The following is a 24,502-nucleotide window of genomic DNA, read 5'->3' as shown; positions in this document are numbered from 1 at the left end:
ACGAACTCCTCGCTCGCCGGATCGATCCAGTGCAGATCGTCGATCAGGACGACCGTCACATTGTCACGAGGTGCGGCGCGTACCAGTTCGCCGACGAAATCGAGCAATTGGGCCTTGCGGGCCTTGGGATCCAGTTTCGGCGCGGGCTGGTGCGGGTCCGCCAGTCCGAGGAATTCCAGCAGCACGGGTGCCAGATGATCGGAGACCGGCATTGCCGCCAACCGGTCGAAGACACGGCGGCGCGAAACGTCCGGCGCTTCCTCCTTGATGCGAAGCCCGAAAATATCCCGAAGCAGCGCCAGCACCGGCTGAAACGGCGTTGCGCGCCCGTGCGCGAGCACACGCGCCTCAAAGACGCGGATGCCCTTGCTGCGACAACTCTCGGCAAATTCAAAACAAAGGCGACTCTTTCCTATGCCGGCTTCGCCAACGACACCGATCGCCCGGCCATCTCCCTTGCGGGTGTTCTCGAGTTCAGCCGTCAGCGCCGCAAACTCGTCGGCGCGGCCGGTCAAGGGACTCAACCGTCGTCCGGTCCGGAACACACCGCTCGACGGCGCATGCTGAAGGCCCCTCAGCCTGAGCACCTCGACGGGCGCCGCGAGCCCCCGAATGGCCTGCTCGCCAAGCGACTCCACCTCCACGAACTGCTTCGCGACAGCGTGGGTCTCCCTCGAGACCAGAATGGTGCCCGGCTCGGCAAGGTGCTCCAGTCGACTGGCGAGGTGCACGTTCGCGCCCGCGGCATCATAGGTTTGATAGATGCCGTGCTCGATGGCCTGGAAGACGACCTCACCGGTGTGGACGCCGACGCGGATTTGCATATCGACGTCATGCAGCCGCTTGACGTCATCCTGCATCGCCAACGCCGCGAGACAGCCCCGAACGGCGTGATCCTCGTGAGGCTGCGGGGCGCCGAACATCGCCATGACGCCGTCGCCCTGGGCCTTGTTGACGACGCCGCCGTAGCGGTGAACCGCCTCGTTCATCAGGTCGAGCACCGGCTGCAAGCGCCGCATGCCCAGTTCGGGATCTCCGAGGCTATCGATGATTCCCGTCGAGTTGCTGATATCGGCGAAAAGGATCGTGAGGCGCTTCCGCTCCCCACCCTTGGCATGCAGGCTCCTCAGGGCATGCTCGTGCGACGGCTGAACCTGGGTCGCGTCAATCGCCGTCGTCAACGCAGCGCCGCACCTTCCGCAAAAGCGGCTGCTTGATCCGTTCAGGTGGCCGCAAGCTTCACACGTAATTCCGAGAGAGGCCCCGCACCCTTCGCAATACTCATTGGTCGCCCTGTTCTGACAACCGCAACGCAAACATTGCATCGTAGGCCTCTTGAAGAGAGCTGCAGACGCAGGCAACCGCAACAAGTCCTAAAAACAACGCGACAATGATCCACAATAGGGTATCGCTATGAAGCTTAGCAAAGCCGCCTGCACCTGTCGTGCCATTTTATGACGCACGTGCAGATTGCGCCACAACGGAAGCCGACGCTGCATCCGACCACAAGTTGCGGGACTGTTAGCATCAAGCACATAGGTTGCATTGGCTAGGTCTGCAACGCGTGGCTCTCATGGCCGAAATAGGCGCGCTCGAGCCGATGTGCGAGGTCGCTCTCTCCGGTCGGCGCCTCCAGCGCGATCGCACCCTGCACCAGCGCGTAGACGCGATCGGCACAGGCGAGCGCCTTCTCCAAGAGCTGCTCGACCAGCAGCACGGAGGTGCCCTGCTCGCGCAGCCGGCCGATGACGTTGAGGACGCGATCGACCAGCACCGGCGACAGTCCCGCGGACGGCTCGTCGAGCATCAACAGCCGCGGCCGGCGGACCAGGCCCTGCGCGACCGTGAGCATCTGCTGCTGCCCGCCCGACAGAGCGCCGCCGCGTTCATGCCGCTTCTCGGCGATTTCGGGAAAGAACGCCAACGCCTCCTCGATGCGCACGGCGCGCTCGGCGCGCGGCAGGTCATAGCCTGCGAGCAGCAAATTGTCGGTCACCGAAATCTGCGTGAACACGCGATGTCCCTCGATCACATGCACGAGCCCGGCCCGGGCGGCATCGCGCGGCGTGGCATTGGTCATGTCGCGGTCGCCGAACCGGACCTGTCCGGCCGTGACGGGCAACAGTCCGGATATCGCGCGCAGCAGCGTGGTCTTGCCGGCACCGTTGGGCCCGAGCAGCGCCACGACCTCGCCGACGGCAATCGTGATGTCGATGCCGTGCAGCACACGGATCTTGCCGTAGCCGGACTGCAGCCCATTGACCGCAAGCAACGGTTCACCCGCCGAGATAAGCACTGACGACCTCCTTGTGGACGCGAATCTCCGCCGGGGTTCCCGCCGCCAGCGTCCGGCCCAGATTGAGCACGGTGACCTGGTGGCAGATATCGAAGATCAGATCGGCATGGTGCTCGACCAGCAGCACACCGGTACCGCGGCCGCAGACCGCCTCGATCAGGCTGGCGAGCCGCTCGATCTCGTCATTGGAGAGACCCGCGGCGGGCTCGTCGAGCAGCAGGAAGTCCGGATCGAGCATCAGCGCCCGCGCGATCTCGATGAAGCGCAGTTCGCTGTGCTGCAGGCGATCGGCGCGTATGTCGGCGAGCGCCTCGAGGCCGACGACGCCGAGCAGCGCGTGCGCCTTGGCGGCTAGCAGACGCTCGTCGGCGCCGTTGCGCGGCAATGCCAACATCGCCTCGACGAAATTGGCCCGGCCCTCGATCGAGCCGCCGATCATGACGTTCTCCAGCACCGAGGCTTCGCCGATCACGCGCGGCGTCTGGAAGGTGCGTGCGATGCCGCACGCGGCGCGCTTGACCGGCTGGCCGGCGGCCAGGACTTCGCCGCCAAGCGTCATGGTGCCGGCTTTGGCGGCGTAATAGCCCGAGATCACGTTGAGCGTCGTGGTCTTGCCGCTGCCGTTCGGTCCGATCAGCCCGTGGATCGCGCCGGGCGCGATATCGAGATCGAGACCGTCGATCGCCTTCACATTGCCGAAGCTCAGCGCGATGCCGCGCAGCTGCAGCTTCTTGCCGCCGTCCCTGCGGCGCACGATGTCGGCGAGCGCGGCCGGACGCGGAACGATGGCGCGGTTGCTGGCGAGCGGCCGACGGTTGCGGAAATCGAGCAACGCCGCGATGCCACCGGGCATCACCAGCACGATCATGAGCAGCAGCACCGCGTAGAGGAAGGTCGACCACGCCGCGAGCGGCGCCGCGATCTCGGGCAGAATGGTCAGGATGATGGTGCCGAGCATGGGCCCGAGGATCGAGCCGCGGCCGCCGATCAGGATCGCGATGAAGAACAGCACCGAGAGATCGAAGGTGAACGCATCAGGCGTGATGTAGGTCTGCAGGGTCGCGAACAATCCGCCGGCGATCGCCGCCAGCGCGCCGGCGAACAGGAAGATCGCGATCAGCATTTTCGGCTTGGAGATGCCGCTGGCCTCGGCGGCGACCTCGGCGTCGCGCACCGCGATCAGCGCGCGGCCGAACCGGCTGCGCGCGACATTGGCGCTCATCCAGGTGGTCAGCGCGGCGAAGGCGATGCAGAGGGCGTAGAAGCCCCACGGCGTGTTGAACGGCGCCGGGAATTCCGGACCGGCAATGCCGATGCCGCCGCCGGTCACGCTCTGCCAGGCCAGCGCGATCTGGGTCACGATGGTCGCAAAGCCGAGCGTCGACATCGCGAAGTAGAAGGTGCGTAGGCGCAGGGCCGGCAGGCCGACGACCACGCCGAAGATCGCGCCGATGAGGCCGGCGATCGGCAAGGCTACGAATACCGGAATCGCCGGCATCACGTTGCCGGCAACCAGCACGCTCGTCGTATAGGCGCCGAGCGTCAGCAGCGCGACATAGCCGATCGCAAGGTGACCGGCGAAGCCGACCACCAGATTGAGGCCCGACACCAGCACCCAGTAGATCGCCATGCGGGTGCCGATCAGCACCCAGTAATCGTTGCTGACGAAGGGCAGCAGCACCGCCGCCACCAGAATGCCGAGGAACGGCAGGACGTGCGGCAGCGCGGCGCGCCACACGCCGCTGTCGGCTCGGGACGGAGTGGCCACGACCGACGTCATCACACCCTCCGCGCGGTCGAGGCGCCGAACAGCCCTTGCGGCGCGGCGAGCAGCACCACGATGAACAGCGTGAACACCGCGACCGAGGAGAAGATGCCGCCGACCAGGAAGTTCGCGGCCTGCTGGAACAGGCCGAGCGCCAGCCCGCCGATGATCGCGCCTCTGTTATTGCCGAGCCCGCCCAGCGCCACCGGCACGAAGCCGTAGAAATTGAGCAGCGCGCCGTTGGCGAAGAAGGCGAGCAGCAACTGCCCGCCGGAAAATCCGGCGATGCCGCCGACCACGCCGGCGAGCGCGTAGCTCGCGACCCGCAGATTGCGCTCCGGCAGGCCGAGCGCCCGTGCCGCAAAATTATCCTCAGCGATGGCCAGGAACGCGCGGCCGACCAGGGTGCGGCGGTAGAGATATTCAAGGCCGACAATGGTGACGGCGCAGGCGAGGACCGGCAGCCAGAATTTCTCATCGAGGACGCCCTCGCCGAATCCTGCGATGCGCGGGAACGGCTGCGGCTCGGTGCCCCATTTGATCGCGGTGATTTGCTGGATCATCAGCGCGACCGCGAGGGTCGAGAGCACGTAGAGATGCTGGTCGAGGCTCTTGAGCACCGGCCGCACCGCGACGAATTCGGTGATGATTCCGATCACCGCGCAGCAGAGCAGCGTCAGCACGAAGCCGACGGCAATGGGCAGGCCGAGCTTCAGCGTGAACATCGAGCCGAACACGCCGCCCAGCATCGCCAGCTGGCCGGCGGTGAAGCTCATCACCCGCGAGGTCGAGAACATCGTGTTGTAGGTGACGCCGACGAGCGCGTAGATCGCGCCCGCTGCGAGACCGGATGCAAGGATCGAGGCCAGCATCGGCTGCGCCCTCGCCCTTCTATGTGTACCCCGGCGCCAGCGCGAAGGTGCCGTCCTTGGCTGTAGAGGCTTCCGACATCACGATCTCTTCGGTCAGGTAGCCATTGTGCTCGGTCGGCGAGAAGCGGTAGTTGCCGAAATAGCCGGGATAGGTCGACAGCGTGTTCCAGTACTTGATGATGCCGGCGCTGTCGGTCGAGCCGCTTTCGGCGACCGCCTTGGCGATCAGCTCGATGCAATCGATGCCGCCCGCGACCCACCACAACAGCGTGTCGTTCAGCGCGATGTTGGCCTTGGTCAGGCGCGCGACCAGGTCCGCGCTCTTCGGCGGCAGCTTGCCGGCGCCGTCATAGCTGCAGCTCTTGTAGCCGATCGCGTAGACCTTCTTCCAGTTCTCCGGCTTGGCGACCAGGCTCGCAAGCTCGCCCGACGCCATCGAGGGATGCCCGACAAAGGGCACGTCCCAGTTCATCGCGGCGCGGGTGTTGAACATGCGCGCCTCCATGCCGGTCGAGACGCTCCACACCACGATCGCTTCCGCACCGGCATTCTTGGCGCGCAGCATGTCCGGCGTCATGTCGGGCTGCGTGGCGTCGATATTAGCCTGATATGCCACCTCGGCGCCGTCCTTCTTGAACGCCGCGACGGAGGCACCGACCGCGGTGACGCCATAGCCGGTGGTGTCGCCGATCACGGCGACCTTCTTGACCTTGAGGATCTTGAGACAGTAATTGCGCACGGCGTCGTCCCATTGGTTGTTCGACGGCGCGATGCGGAACGCGTTGGGGAACTTGACCGGGTCGATCAGGGTCTCGACGACGCAGGGATGCAGGTCCGGCATCTTGGCGCGCGCCATGATCGGCGTTGTCGCCAGCGCCTCGCCCGAGTTCAGCGGACCCCAGATCGCGTGCACCTTGGCCTGGCTGATCAGCTCCTGCGTGGCGTTCACCGCCTTGGTCGGATCGCCCTGGGTGTCGCGCATCACGAGCTCGATCTTGCGGCCCTTCACCCCGCCGGCGCCGTTGATGGCGTCGACCGCGAAGTTGACGCCGCGATTGAAGCCGACCGTCGGCGCTGAGCTCGGGCCGGTGATCGCCGCGAGACAGCCGATCTTGATCGGTTCCGACTGTGCGATGGCAGGCGCTGGGAAGGAAAATGATGCGGCGCCCAATGCACCGGCGCTGCCCAACAAAACGTCACGGCGTGAAATAGCCATGTGATGCCTCCCTGTTTCCCTCTCGGCGCCCGTCGTTTGTTGCGGGACGTCCGTTCATTGATTGTCCGCGCGCTCAGGGGCCGCGGTTATGCGGGCCAAGTCTGAGCCGGATGCGAAGCTCTTGTCCAGCCCCGCGGACGACATTGGGCTTCGCCAAACTTTCATGGCCGAGGCCGCCGCGTCCAGTAGCCGGCATTGACCACGCCGACGGGTATCTCGCCGGCAACGATCTTCGCGACCTGGCGTACCGTCTCCGATGACTGATGCTCGATCGCCTGCGGCGTCAGGCCGCCAACATGCGGCGTTGCGATCACATTGTGCAGCCTTGCAAGCTCGGGCGTCGGCATCTGGTCCGGCGCGCGGCCGACATCCATCGCGGCACCCGCAATGCGGCCATCGCGCAGCGCGGCCGACAGCGCCGCCTCGTCGACGAGGTTTCCGCGCGAAAGGTTGATGAAGAATGCGTGCTTCGGCATCCGCGCCAGCGCGGCCTGCCCGATCAGGTTCTCGGTCTGCACGTTGGCGATCGCGAGACAGACAATGTAGTCGGCGCGCGCCAGCAGATCGTCGAGCGGCAGATGCGCGATCGCCGCATCGTCTGGCGTCACGAAGGGATCGGCGACCAGCACATTCATGCCGAGCACCTTTGCGATCCCGGCAAAATAGCGCCCGATGCTGCCATAGCCGATGATGCCGATCGTGCTTCCCGCAAGCTGGCGGCCCATCACGACCTCGGGCGCCCTGCCCGCGTGATAATCCGCGGTGGCGCGCGAGACACCGCGCGACAGATCGACCATGAAGCCGAGCGCGAGCTCAGCGACCGACTGGACGAAGCCGGCGCTCGCGTGCGTCACCAGCACGCCGGCGGCGGAGGCTGCGGCGACGTCGATATTGCGAATGTCGACCGCGCAGCGCACGAACGCGCGCAGCTTCGGCAGAAGCGGAAAGATCTCCCCTCGCCCCTGCGTCATGCGGTCGGAGACGATGATGTCGACATCGGCCGCGGCCTTGACAAGCGCCGCCGCATCAAGCGCCTCCTCACCCTCGTGCAGTTCGACGTCGGCGACCGCACGCAGGCCGTTCAGGCTGCGCTCGCCGTAATAGTCGCGGCGCATCTGCGGGGTATGGGCGAGCAGCACCTTCACGATCCCACTCCCCTAGTAGCCGAGCGCATGCGGCAAGGCCGTGCTGATCGCCGGCACGAAGGCGATCACCAGCAGGCACAGCAACAGCAGGCCGAGATAGCCCGCGATCGGCTTGATGGTCTGCTCGATCGGCACGTTGCCGATCAGGCAAGCGCCGTAGAGCCCAAGGCCAAGTGGCGGAGCAAAGAGCCCAAGCCCCATAGCGATCACAAGCACGACGCCGAAATGCAGCGGATCGATGCCGAGCTTCACGGCAACCGGCAGCAGCAGCGGGCCGAAAATGATCAGAGCCGCGGCGCCTTCGAGCACCGAGCCCATCACCACCAGCACCAGGATCGACAGCAGCATGAACAGCAAGCCCCCGTGGCTGCCCGAGATCGCCAGCATGAGGTCGCCGACGGCATGCGGCACCTGCTGCAGCGTCAGGATGAAGGCCAGTGACTGCGCCGCGGCGACGATGAACAGCACCAGCCCCGAACGAACAGCCGACTGCACGAAGCAATGCGCCAGACTCCTCGCACCGAGCTCACGGAACAGCAGGCTGCCGACGGCGATGGCGTAGACCGCGGCGAAGGCGGAGATTTCGGTCGCGGTGGCAAAGCCGCTCTTGAAGCCGAAGAAGATGATGAAGATCAGCCCGAACGAGGCCATCGCACCGGTCCAGAGTCCCGATACCGCGGCGCGCGGCTCGGCTTCCACGTTCGCCGCGGGACGCTTGCCGAAAATGATCGACACCGCAATCAGCGCCAGCGCCATCAGCGCGGCCGGCAACATGCCGGCGACGAACAGTCCGCCGATCGAGAGGTTGGCGACGAAACCGAGGATGATGAGATTAATGCAGGGCGGAATGGTCTCAGCCATGACAGCGGAGGCGGCGAGCAGCGCCACGGCCCCGCCCGGGTTCTGCCGCGAGCGGCGCGCCGCCGGGATCAGCACCGAGCCGACCGCGGCAACGTCGGCCATCTTCGAGCCCGAGATGCCGGAGAACAGCACCATCGACATCACCATGACGACGTTGAGCCCGCCGCGCATCCGTCCGACCGCGCGCTGCAGCAGCTCGATCAGCCGGACCGACATGCCGTTGGCTTCCATCAGGTAGCCGACCAGAATGAAGAACGGGATCGCCAGCAGCACGAAATTGTCGATGCCGCGCGCCATCTGCTGGGCGAAGATCACGCCGGGCAGCGTGCCCTCGACCCAGATGAAGATCAGCGCCGCCAGCGCCAGCGCAAAGCCGATCGGCAGCCCGCCGAACAAAGTGAGGAAGAAGCCGATCAGCATCAATGTCTGCGACGACGGCACGGACATTGGTACCAGCGCATCCCAGGCCAGATAAAGGCCGACGATGACGGCGGTCGCGACGATGCCTGCCGCCATGTCGCGCAGCGGCCGGCCACAGAACGTCTCGAACGCGAAGATCGTCATGAACGCCGCGCCGACGCCCATCGGATAGAACGTCCATTCCAGCGGCAGGCCGGAGCCGGAGGTCTGGCCGGTGGTCAGCCAACCCATCTTGACGGCGTTGAACGCGACATAGCCGGCAATGATCATGACGAGCAGCGCACCGACCGCATCGACGGCCCGCCGCACGTTCGGCGGCAGCATGTTGACGAAGAAGGCGACGCCGAGATTTTCGCTGCGCGCGAGCGCGCTTGCCGCGCCGAAGAAGCTCGACCCGACCATCAGGCCGCGGGCGACGTCGTCGGACCATTCGACCGGCGCATTGAACAGGAAGCGGGCCAGCACCGAGACGCAGACCACCACGAGATCGGCGGCAAGCAGGAGCGCGGCGATCGCGTCGCTGACGGCGAGTAGCGGCGCCGTGATCCGATCAGCGCTGCTTCTCGCCTCGACTGCGGCGACTGACATGCGCCAACCTCAGGACTGGGTGGCGCGGATCAGGTCGACGACGGCCTTTGCCCCGGGCCGCGCCTTGATGAAATTGTCGGTCTGCGGCAGCACGCGATTGCGGAACGCCTCCTTGTCGCATTCGACGACGGTGACGCCCTTCTCGACCAGCGCCGCCAGCGCCTCCTTCTCCACCGCAAGGCCGTGCGCGCGGGTGTCGATCGCGGCCTTGTTCGCCGCGTCGAGAAAGCCTTCGCGCAGCTTGGGAGCCATGCGGTTGAAGCTGGTGTCGCTGAAATAGACCGCGAGCGGCGAGAAGATGTGCTGGGTCAGCGCATAGTGCTTCGCCGTCTCGTAGAACTTGCTCGCCAGGATGGTCGGCGGATCGTGCTCGAGGCCGTCGAGCACGCCGGCCTGCAGCGCCGTATAGATCTCGCCGAACGCCAGCGGCGTTGCGGCGGCCCCCATCAGCCGCAGGCACTCGGTGATGATCGGATTGGGCAAGGTGCGGATTTTCAGGCCGGCGAGATCTTCCGGCGTCTTCACCGGCTTCTTCGCCAGCACGCTGCGGGCGCCGAAATTGTAGGCCCAGGCGATGATGCGGATGCCGGCGCCCTTGAGCAGCGCAGCCTCGATCGGCTTCGCCGCGCCGGCGTCGAACGCCTTGGTCTGCTGCTGGAAGCTGGTGAAGAGGTAACCGAGGTCGAAGGTGCCGACCAGCGGCACGAGATTCGCCGAAATCGACGAGCCCGACACCATCAGGTCGATCACCCCGAGCTTTACCGAGTTGATAACGTCGATCTCCTGGCCGAGTTGGTTGTCGGGGAAGAAGGTGACCTCGATCTGCTCACTGAGCCCGTTCGCCTTCAGGCTCTTGGCCAGATTGTCGTAGTAGACGCGGCCATTGGCGTATTTGGGATCGTTCGGAAGCGACGACGAGCATCGCATTTTCATCACGGCAGCCTCAGCGCGGCCGATGATGGCGGGCGCGGCGGCAAGCCACGCGGTCGCGGCGACCGACGACTGCAGCACAATGCGGCGGCTCACGCGGTTCGACGTCATGATGGTGCTCCTCCCCGGGAACGGATCTTTTGTTGTGTTGGCCGCCCGCCTGACGGCGTGAGCTTGGCAGCCGATTTGTCATAATGTATGACAAAACAGATACGGTTGTGCAAGGGCGCGGCTCGGCGGCGGCGCAGGCTGCGACCGCAGCGAGGCCCTCGATGTTCCAGACATCCAACGCGTTGCGCCGAAGCGTGCACAGCCAGGTCACCGACCGCGTCGGCAGCAGCATCGTGCGCGGCGAGATCGGCGTCGGCGAAACGCTGCCGCCGGAAATCCGGATCTGCGAGATGATGGACGTCAGCCGCACCGTGGTGCGCGAGGCGATCCGCACCTTGACCGGCAAGGGCCTGATCGAGTCGCGGCCCAAGAGCGGCACGCGGGTTCGGCCGCCCGAGCAGTGGAATCAGCTCGATCCCGACGTGCTGCGCTGGCACCTCGAGACCGCGGAGATCGACCGTTACCTCGCCAAGCTGTTCCAGCTGCGCGCCGCGGTCGAGCCGGCCGCGGCAGCGCTCGCGGCGACCCATGCCGAGGAGGTCGACGTCGCCCGCATCCGCGCCGGATGCGACGGCATGGACGCGGCGAAGAGCAACGAGGAATTCGTCGCCGCCGACATCGCGTTCCACCAGGCGATCTATTTCGCCACCCGCAACGAGTTCTTCTGGCCGATCGCGCAGATGTTCGAGATCACGCTGCGCCAGAGTTTTACGATCGCAGCGCCGGGCTCGCACCGTCCGCGGGCGCTGCGCGAGCACCGCGCGGTGCTGGACGCGATCGCCGCCGGAGATGCGGAGACGGCACGCGCAGCCACGGTCGTGCTGCTGACGAATTCCGCCGACGACCTGGTGCGAATCCGTGGCCGGGAATTCGACACGCCACGTCCAGCCAAGCGCCGATGATGTTGGTGACTGCGGTCGTGATGCGCTCACTGCTTCCACATGGTCGTCCTGGCGAAAGCAGGGACCCATACGCCGCGGCCGATGTTGTCAGTCGGACTCGTCGTTCCAGCGTCGCGCAACCATGGGTAGCGGTGGTCATGGGTCCCGGCCCCCCGTGCGCAACTGCGCAACTAAGCCGGGACGACAGCGAATGTGCGGTGCCGCTTGCAGGTCAAAATCCGCATCAGCGATTGACGCGTGAGCGAGGCACCGCCGGAAGGGTTCCCTCCCACCTGCGGGAGCGGGAGCCGCGCAGCGTGCTCACCTCACCGTCATTCCGCGCCCGCCACGTCAGAGCTGCCCCGCACACGGGCCTGTGACCATAGTTGAAGGCTGCGACGACGAAACTTCTGGATTGTTGGCCGCGTAGACGCCAAGACAGGAGCGCTATTCTGCGAAGGTTTCATTGATGCACGACGTCTCGATCCCGGCGGCCCTGATCGCCGGCCTGGTCAGCTTCCTCTCGCCCTGCGTGCTGCCGCTGGTGCCGCCCTATCTGATCTATTTGACCGGCGCGACCATCGAGCAGGTCAACCAGGACGGCGCCACCGCGGCCTCCAAGCGCGCGGTGATGACGGCGGCGCTGATGTTCGTGCTCGGCTTCTCCACCGTGTTCGTCGCGCTCGGCGCCAGCGCGTCCTTCGTCGGCGGGCTGGTGCGCGCCTGGTCGGCCGAGCTCTCGATCCTGGCGGGCATCGTCATCATCATCATGGGCCTGCACTTCCTCGGCGTGACCCGGATCGGCCTGCTGATGCGCGAGGGCCGGCTGACCGCGCCGAAGCCGATCGGGCTGTGGGGCGCCTACGTCATGGGCCTGGCCTTCGCCTTCGGCTGGACGCCATGCATCGGGCCGATCCTCGCCGCGATCCTCTCGATCGCGGCCGCGGAGGCCACGGTGACAAAGGGCGCCGGCCTGCTCGCGGTCTATTCCGCCGGGCTCGGCATCCCGTTCCTGCTCGCGGCCTTCATGGTCAAGCAGTTCTCCTCGCTGTTCGCGCGGATGAAGCGCCATCTCGACACCGTCGAGCGGGTGATGGGCGTGCTGATGGTGGTCACCGGCATCGGCTTCCTGACCGGCGCAGTCTCGAGCGTCAGCGTCTGGCTGCTGGAAACCTTCCCGGCGCTGCAAAATATCGGCTAGGCCTGCGCGCCAGCCCAGGCTGCCGTCGGCTGGCTTTTGGCCGCGCGATGTCGGACTATCGGGGAATCGCCGCAATCCTCACGGGGCACCGATGGGCCAGGATCGTCAGACGCGCGCCAGCTGGCCGATCTTCCGTTCGCTCAGGGCGTTCCGGCCAAGCGACCTGCCGGGTGACCTGATCGCCGGGCTGACGCTCGCCGCGATTGCGATCCCGGAGCAGATGGCGACCGCGCGGCTCGGCGGCTTCTCGCCGCAGATCGGCTTCTTCGCCTTCATGGCCGGCTCGCTCGGCTTTGCGATGTTCGGCGCAAACCGCTTCCTGTCCTGCGGCGCCGACTCCACGATCACGCCGATCTTCGCCGGCGGCCTCGCGCTGATGGCGACCCCCGGCTCGCCGGACTATCAGGCACTGGCGATGGCGCTGGCGCTGATGGTCGGCGCGATCATGATCGCCGGCAGCCTGTTCAAGCTCGGCTGGATCGCCAATTTGCTGTCGACGCCGGTGACGGTCGGCTTCCTCGCCGGCATCTCGGTCCACATCCTGGTCTCGCAATTGCCCGGCGTGCTCGGCCTGACCACGCCGGACGGGCCGACGCTCTACAAGCTCGGAGTGCTCACCGAGAAGATCGGTCAAACCAATTTCTACACGCTGGCGATCGGCCTCGGCGTGCTGGCGCTGGTCGCCGGATCGGAGAAGATCAGCGCACGCATTCCGGGCGCGCTGATCGGCCTTGTCGTGGCCACCGTCGCCGTGATCGCCGGCCATCTCGAAAGCAAGGGCGTCAGGGTGGTCGGCACCGTGCCCGGGACGCTGCCGACGCCATCGTTTCCGGACATCGCGCCGGAGCGATGGATCAAACTGTTGTCGCTGGCGATCCTGATCGCGGTTGTCGTCATGGTGCAGACCGCGGCGACGACGCGCTCGTTCCTGTCCGATCCGGACAAGCCGGCCGACGTCGATCGCGACTTCCTCGGCGCCGGTGCCGGCAGCCTGCTGTCCGGGCTGCTCGGCGCCTTTCCGGTCAACGCCAGCCCACCGCGGACCGGCATCGTGTCGGAGACCGGCGGACGCACGCAGCTCTCGGGGCTGTTTGCCGCGGCTATCGTGCTTGCGCTGCTCGCCTTCGGCGCGACGCTGCTGCGGCACGTGCCCGACACGGCGCTCGGCGGCGTCCTGCTGTTCGTCGCGCTGCGCATCATCCGCGTGAAGCAGATCGTCGCGATCTTCCGCCAGTCGTTCTATGAATTCCTGCTGGTGGTGGCGACCGCGGCCGCGATCATCGTGCTGCCGATCGAGCAAGGCGTCGCCGTCGGCATCGCCTTGTCGCTGCTGCACGGGATCTGGACCACCACGCGCGGCCAGCTTGCCGAATTCGTCCATGTGCCCGGTACCACGATCTGGTGGCCGACGGGCCCGCACGTCACCGGCGAGCGCACGCCCGGCATTGCCGTCGTCGGCCTGCAGGCGCCGTTGTCGTTCCTCAACGCGGAGAGCTTCCACAGCGGCGTGCTCAAGACCATCGGCGGGGCGACACCCAAGCCGCGGCTGCTGGTGATCGAGGCCAGCGGCATGATCGAGATTGATTTCACAGCGGCGCAGGCGCTGCGCGATCTGTTCCGCGAATGCCGCGGCAACGGCGTGACGGTGGCGATAGCGCGGCTCGAATCCGAGCGCGCGCAGGACGCCTTCGAGCGCTTCGATCTCTACGAGGTGTTGCCGCGGGACCATGTCTTCCACAGCGTCGACGAAGCGGTCCGCACGCTCGGCGGGCAGGCGTAGAGGTTGATGAGATCACTGGCTGCGTAGCCCGGATGGAGCGAAGCGCAATCCGGGATTCTCTCGCGCGTTGATGAACCGTCCCGGATTTCGCTTACGCTCCATCCGGGCTACCGGACGGCCTCAGGCCTGCTCGCCCTCGAGCGTCGGATGCTCCCTCAAAACTTCCGCCTTGATCGAGCCGGCGTGGATGGCGCGCAGCAGCGCTCGCCCCGTCTTGATGTTATTGGCCTTCATGCAGAGACCGACGATCTCGCGCACCGCGGAATCCCGCACCAGCTCGTCGGAGATCTTCATCGCGGTCTCCATCGCGACCTTGGCTGCACGCTCGTAGCGATCACGCTCGATCTGCTGCTTCTTCGCTGAACGCTTGTCCGGCGAGCCGACCGCCTCGGCACAGCCGGCGGCATCGCGGCAGATCGCACGGATCCGCTGCGCAGCTTCGATGTCGCCGAGCGGGTGCGCGACGGGATCGTCCCAGATATCCTTGTGCTCGTCCTTGCTGAACCACCACATCGCCGCACCTTGAAAGCACGGCAAACATAGCTGGCCTTGGCGCAACCTGTGAACCGCAGAGTCGACTCGGTGCCGAGCAAGAGGTGCACACTATGGCCCGGCAGCCACACCCGCGGCGGATCCGCGCGCGAATTGATGTCGAACTCATGGAATAAAGCCCGTTTCGGTTCTGATTGCGTCAGAGCCGAGGCTGCGGGGCTTTTGCTTGCCGCGTTTTCACGCGAACCGACGAGGCTCTAAGCCGATCGTTTCGGCCCGATCGCCTCGAACTGTGCTTTTTGCTCATCGCTGAGCGTGGCGTAGAAATTCTCAAGCGCGGCGCGGACATCCTTGACCGCCTGCAGCATGACGTCGAGCCGCCTGGCAACGAAGGCAAGACGTGCGGGCGGGGTCATCGCCTCGTTGGTCTGGCACGCAGCCTTCAGCTTCCGCGCGGCGTCGGCGCTGGCATCCTGCAGTGCCTGAAGCGCACCGCGCTGGGCGTCGCTGAGCTGCAGCCGCGTCTCGATCTCGCCGGTCGGCCACTCCTGCATGGCCGGCTGTGCGGCGCCGCAGCTCTGGGCGACCGTCGCGTTCGGATCGCGCGCCGCGGCTTCCTTGCGCTGGTTCTCGGCGAGCGCGTTGAGCCGCGCTTTCTGCTCGTCATCGAGCAGGCCGTAGAACTTCTCCATCGGAGGCTTCACGATTCCGACCGCGGTGACCATCGCTTCGATCCGCTGCTGCATGGCGGCGAGCCGGTTCGGCGCCGTCAACACCACCTGCGCGGGACATGCCGCGCGAATGACCTGGGCAGCCGCAAGCGACGCGTTGCCGAGCTCGCCGAGCGCCGCCGATTGCGCTTCGGTCGGCTGCACCGTATCCGCGATCTGATCTACCGGCAGGCCGGCGACCGAACGGCTGTCATTGCCGCACATCTGCTCGATGCGCCCGCCGCCGCGGTAACGGCGGCCCGTCCGGCGTTCCGGCAGATAGCCCCTGAGATCGTCATACCCATAAGGCCCGAAGATGCCGGCATAGATGTCCGGATAGCCGTAGCCCCAGAATCCGATGTCGTCGCCCCAGATCGCGTAGTCGTAGATGTCGTTGTACGCGAACGGCCAGAACAGCGGGCCGACCCAGCCATAGCCGCCGCCGGGATGCTGCCACCAGCCGTTGGCGACAGTCCCGCCGTGCCAGCCGGCGAGCGCCGCGGCGGCGGCGATCTGCGCACGCGCCGCCGGGTTGCTCAACAGCCGGCCGTTGCGCAATGCGCCGTTGCGCGACAGCGAGCTGAACGCATTGCGCATATGGCCTGGCGCGATTGCGGCATTGCGCATCCGGCCGAAATTGCCGCCCCCGCGCGATGCGAAGGCGCCGTGGCCGGCGAAGCCTGATCGCGAGATCGCATGCGAGCGGCCGAACCCGCCATGATGGCCGCCGCCGAAATGCATGTGGCCGAAGCCATGCCCGCCACGTCCATGGCCACCACCGTGCCCATGGCCACCGCCATGTCCATGGCCGCCGCCATGCCCTCCGCCATGGCCGCCACCATGCCCACCGCCGCCTCGGGCGATCGCGTCGCCCGACAGCGCCATCGCAAGCACCACGACCGCAATTCCGATTGCCCGTCCGATCACGACGTCCTCCCTCCGCGCACCACACACGTCGCGGCAACACAGTGCAGCACAAGAGAGACGCCGGGCGGGCGGAAAAGTTCCGCGCGTGAAACGCGCCGCCCGCGGGCTCGCGAACGCTGCGCGGCGTGACGACGCCTCAGGCGGCCGGGACGATCTTTCCGGGATTGAAGATGTTTTGCGGGTCGAGTGCCTGCTTCAGCGCCCGCATCGCGTCGAGCGCCTCCGGGCCGAGCTCGGCCTGCAAGTATTTCTGCTTGCCCTGCCCGATGCCATGCTCGCCGGTGCAGGTGCCGCCCATGGCCTGGGCGCGCTCGACCAGGCGGTGCATGAACTCCTCGCCGCGCGCCATCTCGCCCTTGTCGTTGACGTCGCAGAGCAGCGAGCAGTGGAAATTGCCGTCGCCGACATGGCCGACGATCGGCGACAGCAGGTTGAGCCGCTGCAGATCCTCCTCGGTCTCCGTGACGCAGTCGGCGAGCCGCGAGATCGGCACGCAGACGTCGGTCGCGACCACGCCGATACTGTCGCCGGGTCGCAGCGCCTTCACCGACCAGTAGGCGTCGTGCCGGGCCTGCCACAGCTTGGACCGGTCTTCAGGCTTGGTGGTCCAGGTGAAGTCGCCGCCGCCGCATTCGGCGGCGATGTCGCGGAAATTCTTCGACTGCTCGGCGACCTCGACCTCGCTGCCGTGGAATTCCAGCAGCAGCAGCGGCGTCTCCGGCAGCGACAGCTTCGAATAGCTGTTGCAGGCTTTCACCTGCGCGGCATTGAGCAGCTCGATCCGGGCGACCGGAATGCCGGTCTGGATCGCGAGGATCGTGGCCTGGCAGGCGCCACGCACCGTGTCGAACGAACAGGCCGCCGCCGCGATCGTGTCGGGAATGCCGCGCAGACGGATGGTCAGTTCGGAGATGATGCCGAGCGTGCCTTCGGCGCCGACGAACAGATGCGTCAGGTCGTAACCGGCCGACGACTTCTTGGCGCGCGTGCCGGTCGTGATGATCTCGCCGTCGCCGCGCACCACCTTCAGCGCCAGCACGTTCTCGCGCATGGTGCCGTAGCGCACCGCGTTGGTGCCGGAGGCACGGGTCGAGGTCATGCCGCCGAGCGAGGCGTCGGCGCCGGGATCGATCGGAAAGAACAGGCCCTGGTCGCGCAGATGCTCGTTGAGCGCCTTCCGCGTCACGCCGGGCTGGATCACGCAGTCGAGGTCCTCGGCATGGACCTCAAGCACCTTGTTCATGTCGCGCAGATCGATGCAGATGCCGCCCGCGGGCGCGTTGACCTGACCCTCGAGCGAGGTTCCGGTACCGAAGGCGATGACCGGCACGCGATTGGCGGCGCAGATTCGTACCACGTCCTGGATGTCGGCGGTTTCCTGCGCCATCACGACAGCGTCCGGCGGCTGGGTCGGCAGCCATGTGGTGGTATGGGCGTGCTGTTCGCGCACCGCCTGCGACGTGACGAGCCGGTTGCCAAACCGCGCCGCCAGCGCGTCGATCGCGCGCTTCAGGGCCTGCGGATCAGGTCGCGTCACATTGCCCGAAATCGTTGTCGCCACGTCAAATTTCCTCCCACCTTTAGCCGACCGTGGCAAAGCTTGTATAAGGGGTCAAGAGAGCCTGACTTGAAAAAGTGGACGCCGGAGTCACAGAAAAGCTCATGCTCGAACGCCAACGAACCGGGGACGGATCATGACTTCAGCGACTGCCACCAGCGAGATGCCGCTTCCATCTGCCCCGTTCAGATCCTCGGTGATGCAGATCGAGCCGCAATGGATCGACTACAACGGCCATCTCAACATGGCGTACTACAATGTGATGTTCGACCGCGCCATCGACGAGATGTGGCTGCAACTCGGCATCGGGCCGGACTACATGAAGGCGCGGCACTGCTCGACCTTCACCGCCGAGTGCCACGTCCGCTATCTCAGGGAGATTCATCTCGGCGATCCCGTGCAAGTCCAGGTCTACCTGCTCGGCGCCGACGAGAAGCGGCTGCACACATTTGAGGAGCTGCGCCATGCCACCGAAGGCTGGCTCTCCGCGACCTCGGAAAACCTCACGCTGCACATCGACATGGAGGCGCGCAAGGTGGCGCCGTTTCCGCCCGATATCCGCGCCCGCGCACAAGCGATCGTGGACAGCTATGCGGGCGTATCGCGTCCCGAGGGCATCGGCCGCAACGTGGCGATGCCCTCGGCGAAGTAGCATGGCGTTGCAAGCGAAGCGGCCGCCGGTTGGCGGCCTCCGCTAGACCCTGGTGCGACCGCGCACCAATCCGACCACCGCCGACACCAGAAACAGGATGACGGCGATGAAGAAGATCGCCTTGGCGATTTCGACGGAGGCGCCGGCGATGCCGCCAAAGCCCAAAATGCCCGCGATCAGGGCGATGACCAGGAACGTGACGACCCAGCTCAGCATGATCAAAACTCCGCTTCGTTTTCCCTGTTGTTGCTTGGCGCGGACCTCTGCCCGGCGCCGCACCCGTTGAAACAATCCGGCGGGGAAATGCTGGTTCCTGAGCATGAAACCGCGAAATTTTCGCCGATTTCCGGAACCGGGATCGAGTGCGGGCTGCTGCCAAAAGCGTTCCCGTCAGCCGCGATAAAACCTGTCAAAACGGCCGATCAGGCCCTATATGGCCTTCAATCCCTGTTAAGAAGGCTCCCCTTCACCATCCTGCGGTGCCATCGTGGGGCCGAGACGATTCGCCAATGACCGAGCCGAACAAATTGCCCCATCACGACGTTCCCGAGCACCAGCCGGCGGCTGGCGGCATCGCCGCGCGTGCGCGGGCGGCGGCCGGTCCGCAATATCTGAACGGCCTCAATCCGGAGCAGCGCGAGGCGGTCGAGACGCTCGACGGTCCGGTGCTGGTGCTTGCCGGCGCCGGCACCGGCAAGACACGCGTCCTGACGACGCGCATCGCGCATATCCTGAGCCAGGGCCGCGCGCGGCCGCACGAGATCCTGTCGGTGACCTTCACCAACAAGGCAGCGCGCGAGATGAAGCTGCGGCTCGGGCAGATGCTCGGCCAGGCGGTCGAGGGCATGCCGTGGCTCGGCACCTTCCACTCGATCGGCGGCCGCATCCTGCGCATCCATGCCGAGCTGGTGCAGCTGAAATCCAACTTCACGGTGCTCGACGTCGACGACCAGGTGCGGCTGTTGAAGCAATTGCTGCAGGCCGAGAACATCGACGACAAGCGCTGGCCCGCGCGGATGCTGGCCGGCCTGATCGACGGCTGGAAGAACCGCGGATTGTCGCCGTCGCAGGTGCCGGCGGGCGAAGCCGCCTCGTTCGGCAACGGCAAGGGCGGCAAGATCTACGCGACCTATCAGGAGCGATTGAAGATCCTCAACGCGGCCGATTTCGGCGACCTGCTGCTCGAGAACATCCGGCTGTTCCGCGAAAATCCCGATGTGCTGCGGCAGTACCAGAACCGCTTCAGGTTCATCCTGGTCGACGAATATCAGGACACCAACGTCGCGCAGTATCTGTGGCTGCGCCTGCTGTCGCAGGCGCCGTCGCGGCCGGAGCGTCGCCTTGCCGACGTCATTCCGGGGCGCATCGAAGATGCGAACCCGGAATCCAGAGGTCATGAGGACTCAGCTCGAGATTCCGGGTCTGCCCCTACGGCGCATCCCGGAATGACGGAGAACGCGGCTGCAGCCTCCGCCTCGCCACCGAAGAACATCTGCTGCGTCGGCGACGACGACCAGTCGATCTATGGCTGGCGCGGCGCCGAGGTCGACAACATCCTGCGCTTCGAGCACGATTTCCCCGGCGCCAAGGTCATCCGCCTCGAGCGCAATTACCGCTCCACCGGCCACATCCTGGCCGCGGCCTCGCATCTGATCGCGCATAATGAAGGCCGGCTCGGCAAGACGCTGCGCACCGAGGATGTCGACGGCGAGAAGGTCACCGTCACCGGCTCCTGGGATTCGGAAGAGGAAGCGCGCGCGATCGGCGAGGAGCTCGAGGAGCTGCAGCGCACAGGTGAAAACCTCAACGACGTCGCCATCCTGGTGCGCGCCTCGTTCCAGATGCGCGAGTTCGAAGACCGCTTCGTCACGCTCGGCCTGCCCTACCGCGTGATCGGCGGCCCCCGATTCTACGAGCGCGCCGAAATCCGCGATGCGCTGGCCTATTTGCGCACCATCAATTCGCCGGCCGACGATCTCGCCTTCGAGCGCATCGTCAACGTGCCCAAACGGGGACTCGGCGACGCCACCGTGCAGCTGCTGCACGACCATGCCCGCAAGCGCCGCATTCCGCTGTTCGAGGCGGCGCGCGCCGTGGTCGAGACCGACGAGCTGAAGCCGAAGGCGCGCGGCTCCTTGCGCGATCTCGTCATGCAGTTCGACCGCTGGCGCGCCCAGCGCGAGGTCACCTCGCATACCGAGCTCGCCGAGATCGTGCTCGACGAGAGCGGCTACACCGAGATGTGGCAGAAGGACCGCTCGGCTGATGCCGCCGGCCGGCTGGAGAACCTCAAGGAGCTGGTGCGCTCTATGGAGGAATTCGAGAACCTGCAAGGGTTTCTCGAACACATCTCGCTGGTGATGGACCGCGACGGCGATGGCGGCGACGAGGCGGTGTCGCTGATGACGCTGCATTCGGCGAAGGGGCTGGAATTCGACAACGTGTTCCTGCCGGGCTGGGAGGAAGGCCTGTTTCCGAGCCAGCGCACGCTGGACGAACAGGGCCGCGCCGGGCTCGAGGAGGAGCGCCGCCTCGCCCATGTCGGGCTGACCCGCGCGCGCCGCCGCGCCAAGATCTATTTCGCCACCAACCGCCGCATCCATGGCACCTGGTCGACCACGATCCCCTCGCGCTTCCTCGACGAGCTGCCGGCGCACAATGTCGAGATCACCGAATCCAAGGGCGGATCGGGCTGGGGCAGCGGCGGCTACGGCGCCTCGCGCTTCGACAACCTCGAATCATTCGGCTCGAGCTATTCGACCCCGGGCTGGCAGCGCGCCCAGGCCAACCGCAACCGCGGCGGGGGCCGTAGCGGCAGCGGCTTCGAGGAGCGGCAATCCTCCTTTTCCTCCGAAAGCTTCAATCGCACCAAGCGCGGCCCTGTCGTGATCGAGGGCGAGCTGGTGGCGAAGTCCACCGGCACAACGTCGGATTTTTCGCTGGACGACCGGGTATTTCACCAGAAATTCGGCTACGGCCATGTGGTGAAGATCGACGGCAACAAGCTGACCATCGCCTTCGAAAAGGCCGGCGAGAAGAAGGTGGTCGACAGCTTTGTGGAACGGGTGTGACATAGCGACCTTCTTTGGCGGCCTTCTTTGGCGGCCTTCTCTGTTGGTAGCCCTTGACCCCAGTTGATTTCATGGGTTGAGATGGCCCCATGGTCCGGGGGAGGTTTTTCCTTTTTATCATTGCGCTCACTGCGCCGTCGCTGGCGGTCGCGGAGACGATGAGCTTTGGCGATTCTGCAGCGCAACTGGCCAAGGCCTGCGGCGCCGACATCACCGCCAACTGCCGCGGCGTCAATCTCGACTCCAACCGCCTCAAGGAATGCCTGTCGCGCAACCGCGACGTGATATCGCCACAGTGCAAGGAGAGCTACTTCTCCACCCTCGATGCGATCCAGAAGCGGATCGCAGCGCGCGTCACCGTTGCGAATGCCTGCACCCGCGAGATCGTCAAGGTTTGCGGCGGCTCGACCAAGGAGACCAGCAAGTCGGTGCCCTGCCTCGTCAGCGCCAAAGGCCTCAGCCGCAACTGCACCCAGGCGATCAATGACGCGGGGTATCAATGATGCGGCTGTCGAGGCGAGGCTTGCGCGATCCTGGCCTTTTGGCCCTGCTGGGCACGCTGGCTTTGCTGGTGATGCCGATTGCACTGGGGCGTGCACAGACCGCCATCACGCGCGACGACGTCATCGCCAAGCTCAATCGTTACGAGACAGATGCCGAGATCGATGTCCCCGCGCTGCGCCAGCAGGTGGCCGAACGATCGAAGTCGCGATCGAAGAACGAGCCGCCGCCCTCGAAGCGGCCGCCGATCGCTCCCGATCTGACCAAGCTGCCGACGTTCAACGTCGACATCGCGTTCGACGTCGACACGCCGATCGTGCTGCCGGAATCGTATCAGACGGTCGGGCGGATCGCCGATGCACTGACGCACTCCTCGCTGCTGCCCTACACCTTCCTGATCGTCGGCCACATCGAATCGACCGGACGACGCGAGAACAATGTGCTGCTGAGCCAGCGGCGCGCCGACGCGATCCGCGACATCCTGGTCAACACCTTCAAGATCACCGCGAAGCGCCTGCAATCGGTCGGGCTTGGCGAAGAGCAGTTGCTCGACCCGACCAAACCCAACGCGCCGGTCAACAACCAGGTGCAGATCATGCTGGTCGCGAAGGTCGCCGACAGCGCGCCGCCCGCGCACCCTGCCCCGGCGGCCGCCGCCAAGAAGCCGGCGAAGTCAGCCAAGAAGCACTGAAGCAGCATTTCCGCCACGCCGCGGAATAAATTTCTGCCCCGGCGGGTGATTGCAGAACGGATCATACGTCCCTATCTGCGCTTGACCCGCATCCCGCCCGGGCCCCAATCCGCGCGCGCCCCCTCCCTCACGCTCACCGACTCTCCATGTCGCCGATCATCTCCGTATCCAATCTTTCGAAAACCTATGGCTCCGGCTTCAAGGCGCTGAAGGGCATCAATCTCGATATCGTCAAAGGCGAGATCTTCGCGCTGCTCGGGCCGAACGGCGCCGGCAAGACCACGCTGATCAGCATCATCTGCGGCATCGCCAATCCGAGCGAGGGCCGCATCACGATCGGCGGGCACGACATCATCGCCGACTATCGCGCGGCGCGGTCGATGATCGGGCTGGTTCCGCAGGAGCTGCACACCGACGCGTTCGAGTCGGTGTGGGCGACCGTCAGCTTCAGCCGCGGCCTGTTCGGCAAGCCGAAGAACGCCGCCCATATCGAGAAGGTGCTGCGCGACCTGTCGCTGTGGGACAAGAAGGACGACAAGATCATCACGCTGTCCGGCGGCATGAAGCGCCGCGTGATGATCGCCAAGGCGCTGTCGCACGAACCGCAGATCCTGTTCCTCGACGAGCCGACCGCCGGCGTCGACGTCGAATTGCGCAAGGGCATGTGGGAAGTGGTCCGCACGCTGCAGGCTTCCGGCGTCACCATCATCCTCACCACGCACTACATCGAGGAAGCCGAGGAGATGGCCGACCGCATCGGCGTCATCAACAAGGGCGAGATCATCCTGATCGAGGACAAGGCGACCTTGATGCAGAAGCTCGGCAGGAAGGAGCTGACGCTGCAATTGCAGAACAAGCTCGAGGCGATTCCCGATGTTCTGTCTGCCTACAATCTCGAATTGTCCGACGACGGCCGCACCGTGACCTACGACTACGATACCAAGGGCGATCGCACCGGCATCACCAGCCTGCTCAACGATCTCCGCAATGCCGGCATCCGCATCTCCGATCTCGATACCAAACAAAGCTCCCTCGAAGACATCTTCGTCAGCCTCGTGAGGGCGCCATGAACTACCGCGCAATCCGGGCCATCTATCTGTTCGAAATGGCGCGCACCTGGCGCACGCTGCTGCAGAGCATCGTCTCGCCGGTGGTGTCGACCTCGCTGTATTTCGTGGTGTTCGGCGCCGCGATCGGCTCGCGCATCACCGAGGTCGAGGGCGTCAGCTACGGCACCTTCATCGTGCCGGGGCTCGTGATGCTGTCGGTGCTGACTCAGAGCATCTCCAACGCCTCGTTCGGCATCTACTTCCCGAAATTCGTCGGCACGATCTACGAGATCCTGTCGGCGCCGATCTCCTATTTCGAGATCGTCATCGGCTATGTCGGCGCCGCCGCCACCAAGTCGATCATCCTCGGCCTCATCATCCTGGCGACCGCCGGACTTTTCGTACCCTTGCATATCCAGCATCCGGCGTGGATGCTGACGTTCCTGGTGCTGACGGCGGTCACCTTCAGCCTGTTCGGCTTCATCATCGGCATCTGGGCCGACGGCTTCGAGAAGCTGCAGATGATCCCGATGCTGGTGGTGACGCCGCTGACCTTCCTCGGCGGCAGCTTCTATTCGGTGAACATGCTGCCGTCGGGCTGGCGCACCATCACGCTGCTCAATCCCGTGGTCTATCTGATCTCCGGCTTCCGCTGGAGCTTCTACGAGATCGCCGATGTCAGCGTGCCGCTGAGTCTCGGCATGACCGTGGGCTTCCTGGTCGCCTGCATGGCCATCGTGGGGTGGATCTTCAGAACCGGCTACCGGCTGAAGAACTGAAAAGCT

At 65.7% G+C, this 24,502-nt stretch carries 20 protein-coding genes and 1 pseudogene; 9 read left to right on the top strand and 12 right to left on the bottom strand.

Features of this window, described 5'->3' with window-relative positions; all coding sequences use genetic code 11:
• Window positions 1-41 precede the first annotated feature (41 nt).
• From AKL29_RS45185 to AKL29_RS20690, 8 genes and pseudogenes are all read right to left on the bottom strand, one after another.
• Window positions 42-1,325: pseudogene (locus AKL29_RS45185) on the bottom strand (adenylate/guanylate cyclase domain-containing protein); the annotation flags it as partial.
• A gap of 224 nt (window positions 1,326-1,549) precedes the next feature.
• Complete coding sequence (locus AKL29_RS20720) at window positions 1,550-2,296, bottom strand: ABC transporter ATP-binding protein (protein ID WP_152977691.1); 747 nt, start codon at window positions 2,294-2,296, stop codon at window positions 1,550-1,552.
• On the bottom strand, window positions 2,277-4,076 hold the full coding sequence (locus tag AKL29_RS20715) for a branched-chain amino acid ABC transporter ATP-binding protein/permease (RefSeq protein WP_050385418.1): 1,800 nt from the start codon (window positions 4,074-4,076) through the stop codon (window positions 2,277-2,279). The genes AKL29_RS20720 and AKL29_RS20715 overlap by 20 nt, the downstream gene beginning before the upstream one ends.
• Window positions 4,076-4,933, bottom strand: coding sequence for a branched-chain amino acid ABC transporter permease (locus tag AKL29_RS20710; RefSeq protein ID WP_050385417.1), 858 nt, complete (start codon window positions 4,931-4,933; stop codon window positions 4,076-4,078). The genes AKL29_RS20715 and AKL29_RS20710 overlap by 1 nt, the downstream gene beginning before the upstream one ends.
• A gap of 19 nt (window positions 4,934-4,952) precedes the next feature.
• The gene (locus AKL29_RS20705; protein WP_225164325.1) at window positions 4,953-6,149 is read right to left on the bottom strand and encodes an ABC transporter substrate-binding protein; all 1,197 of its coding nucleotides are present in this window, start codon (window positions 6,147-6,149) and stop codon (window positions 4,953-4,955) included.
• Between the two features lie 161 nt (window positions 6,150-6,310).
• The gene (locus AKL29_RS20700; protein ID WP_050385416.1) at window positions 6,311-7,294 is read right to left on the bottom strand and encodes an NAD(P)-dependent oxidoreductase; all 984 of its coding nucleotides are present in this window, start codon (window positions 7,292-7,294) and stop codon (window positions 6,311-6,313) included.
• A gap of 12 nt (window positions 7,295-7,306) precedes the next feature.
• Window positions 7,307-9,163 carry a TRAP transporter large permease gene (locus tag AKL29_RS20695; protein WP_050385415.1) on the bottom strand — a complete coding sequence of 619 codons (1,857 nt, stop codon included), beginning with the start codon at window positions 9,161-9,163 and terminating at the stop codon, window positions 7,307-7,309.
• Window positions 9,164-9,172: 9 nt separating this feature from the next.
• Window positions 9,173-10,204, bottom strand: a complete 1,032-nt coding sequence (locus tag AKL29_RS20690) for a TRAP transporter substrate-binding protein (RefSeq protein WP_050385414.1) — start codon at window positions 10,202-10,204, stop codon at window positions 9,173-9,175.
• 161 nt (window positions 10,205-10,365) lie between these two features.
• Here AKL29_RS20690 and AKL29_RS20685 point away from each other — a divergent pair, with 161 nt between their 5' ends.
• The 3 genes from AKL29_RS20685 to AKL29_RS20675 all read left to right on the top strand — a co-directional run bounded on the left by AKL29_RS20685 (window position 10,366) and on the right by AKL29_RS20675 (window position 14,066).
• Window positions 10,366-11,106: a FadR/GntR family transcriptional regulator gene (locus AKL29_RS20685; protein ID WP_063779921.1), complete on the top strand. Its 741-nt coding sequence runs from the start codon at window positions 10,366-10,368 to the stop codon at window positions 11,104-11,106.
• A gap of 448 nt (window positions 11,107-11,554) precedes the next feature.
• A complete protein-coding gene (locus AKL29_RS20680; protein ID WP_152977690.1) occupies window positions 11,555-12,286 on the top strand; it encodes a cytochrome c biogenesis CcdA family protein in 732 nt (243 codons plus the stop codon).
• A 91-nt stretch (window positions 12,287-12,377) separates the two neighbouring features.
• Window positions 12,378-14,066, top strand: a complete 1,689-nt coding sequence (locus tag AKL29_RS20675) for a SulP family inorganic anion transporter (RefSeq protein WP_050385412.1) — start codon at window positions 12,378-12,380, stop codon at window positions 14,064-14,066.
• A 120-nt stretch (window positions 14,067-14,186) separates the two neighbouring features.
• Here the strand turns inward: AKL29_RS20675 and AKL29_RS20670 are convergent, their stop codons facing one another.
• The 3 genes from AKL29_RS20670 to AKL29_RS20660 form a co-directional block, all read right to left on the bottom strand.
• The gene (locus AKL29_RS20670) at window positions 14,187-14,579 is read right to left on the bottom strand and encodes a hypothetical protein (protein ID WP_028332513.1); all 393 of its coding nucleotides are present in this window, start codon (window positions 14,577-14,579) and stop codon (window positions 14,187-14,189) included.
• 236 nt (window positions 14,580-14,815) lie between these two features.
• Window positions 14,816-16,195: a Spy/CpxP family protein refolding chaperone gene (locus AKL29_RS20665; RefSeq protein ID WP_050385411.1), complete on the bottom strand. Its 1,380-nt coding sequence runs from the start codon at window positions 16,193-16,195 to the stop codon at window positions 14,816-14,818.
• A gap of 136 nt (window positions 16,196-16,331) precedes the next feature.
• Window positions 16,332-17,756 (bottom strand): FAD-binding oxidoreductase, encoded by a 1,425-nt coding sequence (locus AKL29_RS20660; RefSeq protein WP_050385410.1) that lies wholly within the window; start codon window positions 17,754-17,756, stop codon window positions 16,332-16,334.
• A 160-nt stretch (window positions 17,757-17,916) separates the two neighbouring features.
• On the opposite strand from AKL29_RS20660, the gene AKL29_RS20655 reads away from it, so the two are divergent.
• Window positions 17,917-18,405 carry a thioesterase family protein gene (locus AKL29_RS20655; protein WP_152977696.1) on the top strand — a complete coding sequence of 163 codons (489 nt, stop codon included), beginning with the start codon at window positions 17,917-17,919 and terminating at the stop codon, window positions 18,403-18,405.
• Window positions 18,406-18,447: 42 nt separating this feature from the next.
• Here the strand turns inward: AKL29_RS20655 and AKL29_RS40860 are convergent, their stop codons facing one another.
• The gene (locus tag AKL29_RS40860; RefSeq protein ID WP_016846258.1) at window positions 18,448-18,621 is read right to left on the bottom strand and encodes a DUF1328 domain-containing protein; all 174 of its coding nucleotides are present in this window, start codon (window positions 18,619-18,621) and stop codon (window positions 18,448-18,450) included.
• A gap of 293 nt (window positions 18,622-18,914) precedes the next feature.
• Here AKL29_RS40860 and AKL29_RS20650 point away from each other — a divergent pair, with 293 nt between their 5' ends.
• From AKL29_RS20650 to AKL29_RS20630, 5 genes are all read left to right on the top strand, one after another.
• Entirely contained in the window at window positions 18,915-21,476 is a 2,562-nt protein-coding gene (locus AKL29_RS20650) for an ATP-dependent helicase (protein WP_050385408.1), read from the top strand.
• 89 nt (window positions 21,477-21,565) lie between these two features.
• Window positions 21,566-21,979, top strand: coding sequence for a hypothetical protein (locus AKL29_RS20645; RefSeq protein ID WP_050385407.1), 414 nt, complete (start codon window positions 21,566-21,568; stop codon window positions 21,977-21,979).
• A complete protein-coding gene (locus tag AKL29_RS20640; protein WP_050385406.1) occupies window positions 21,976-22,668 on the top strand; it encodes an OmpA family protein in 693 nt (230 codons plus the stop codon). Before AKL29_RS20645 ends, AKL29_RS20640 begins: the two co-directional genes overlap by 4 nt.
• 146 nt (window positions 22,669-22,814) lie before the next feature.
• Window positions 22,815-23,738 carry an ABC transporter ATP-binding protein gene (locus AKL29_RS20635; RefSeq protein WP_050385405.1) on the top strand — a complete coding sequence of 308 codons (924 nt, stop codon included), beginning with the start codon at window positions 22,815-22,817 and terminating at the stop codon, window positions 23,736-23,738.
• Window positions 23,735-24,496, top strand: a complete 762-nt coding sequence (locus tag AKL29_RS20630) for an ABC transporter permease (RefSeq protein WP_050385404.1) — start codon at window positions 23,735-23,737, stop codon at window positions 24,494-24,496. Before AKL29_RS20635 ends, AKL29_RS20630 begins: the two co-directional genes overlap by 4 nt.
• Window positions 24,497-24,502 lie beyond the last annotated feature (6 nt).

The organism is Bradyrhizobium pachyrhizi (assembly GCF_001189245.1).
GTDB classification, from domain to species: Bacteria; Pseudomonadota; Alphaproteobacteria; order Rhizobiales; family Xanthobacteraceae; genus Bradyrhizobium; species Bradyrhizobium pachyrhizi.
This window is presented reverse-complemented; position numbering and strand designations above follow the sequence as displayed.

What these genes read in the sequence shown, in the direction of transcription:
- AKL29_RS20630 (WP_050385404.1), top strand. Translation starts at nt 23,735, where the DNA reads ATGAACTACCGCGCAATCCGGGCCATCTATCTGTTCGAAATGGCGCGC.
- AKL29_RS20650 (WP_050385408.1), top strand. Translation starts at nt 18,915, where the DNA reads ATGACCGAGCCGAACAAATTGCCCCATCACGACGTTCCCGAGCACCAG.
- AKL29_RS40860 (WP_016846258.1), bottom strand. Translation starts at nt 18,621, where the DNA reads ATGCTGAGCTGGGTCGTCACGTTCCTGGTCATCGCCCTGATCGCGGGC.
- AKL29_RS20705 (WP_225164325.1), bottom strand. Translation starts at nt 6,149, where the DNA reads ATGGCTATTTCACGCCGTGACGTTTTGTTGGGCAGCGCCGGTGCATTG.
- AKL29_RS20645 (WP_050385407.1), top strand. Translation starts at nt 21,566, where the DNA reads ATGGTCCGGGGGAGGTTTTTCCTTTTTATCATTGCGCTCACTGCGCCG.
- AKL29_RS20640 (WP_050385406.1), top strand. Translation starts at nt 21,976, where the DNA reads ATGATGCGGCTGTCGAGGCGAGGCTTGCGCGATCCTGGCCTTTTGGCC.
- AKL29_RS20635 (WP_050385405.1), top strand. Translation starts at nt 22,815, where the DNA reads ATGTCGCCGATCATCTCCGTATCCAATCTTTCGAAAACCTATGGCTCC.
- AKL29_RS20695 (WP_050385415.1), bottom strand. Translation starts at nt 9,163, where the DNA reads ATGTCAGTCGCCGCAGTCGAGGCGAGAAGCAGCGCTGATCGGATCACG.
- AKL29_RS20680 (WP_152977690.1), top strand. Translation starts at nt 11,555, where the DNA reads ATGCACGACGTCTCGATCCCGGCGGCCCTGATCGCCGGCCTGGTCAGC.
- AKL29_RS20655 (WP_152977696.1), top strand. Translation starts at nt 17,917, where the DNA reads ATGCCGCTTCCATCTGCCCCGTTCAGATCCTCGGTGATGCAGATCGAG.
- AKL29_RS20670 (WP_028332513.1), bottom strand. Translation starts at nt 14,579, where the DNA reads ATGTGGTGGTTCAGCAAGGACGAGCACAAGGATATCTGGGACGATCCC.
- AKL29_RS20675 (WP_050385412.1), top strand. Translation starts at nt 12,378, where the DNA reads ATGGGCCAGGATCGTCAGACGCGCGCCAGCTGGCCGATCTTCCGTTCG.
- AKL29_RS20685 (WP_063779921.1), top strand. Translation starts at nt 10,366, where the DNA reads ATGTTCCAGACATCCAACGCGTTGCGCCGAAGCGTGCACAGCCAGGTC.
- AKL29_RS20710 (WP_050385417.1), bottom strand. Translation starts at nt 4,933, where the DNA reads ATGCTGGCCTCGATCCTTGCATCCGGTCTCGCAGCGGGCGCGATCTAC.
- AKL29_RS20715 (WP_050385418.1), bottom strand. Translation starts at nt 4,076, where the DNA reads ATGACGTCGGTCGTGGCCACTCCGTCCCGAGCCGACAGCGGCGTGTGG.
- AKL29_RS20690 (WP_050385414.1), bottom strand. Translation starts at nt 10,204, where the DNA reads ATGACGTCGAACCGCGTGAGCCGCCGCATTGTGCTGCAGTCGTCGGTC.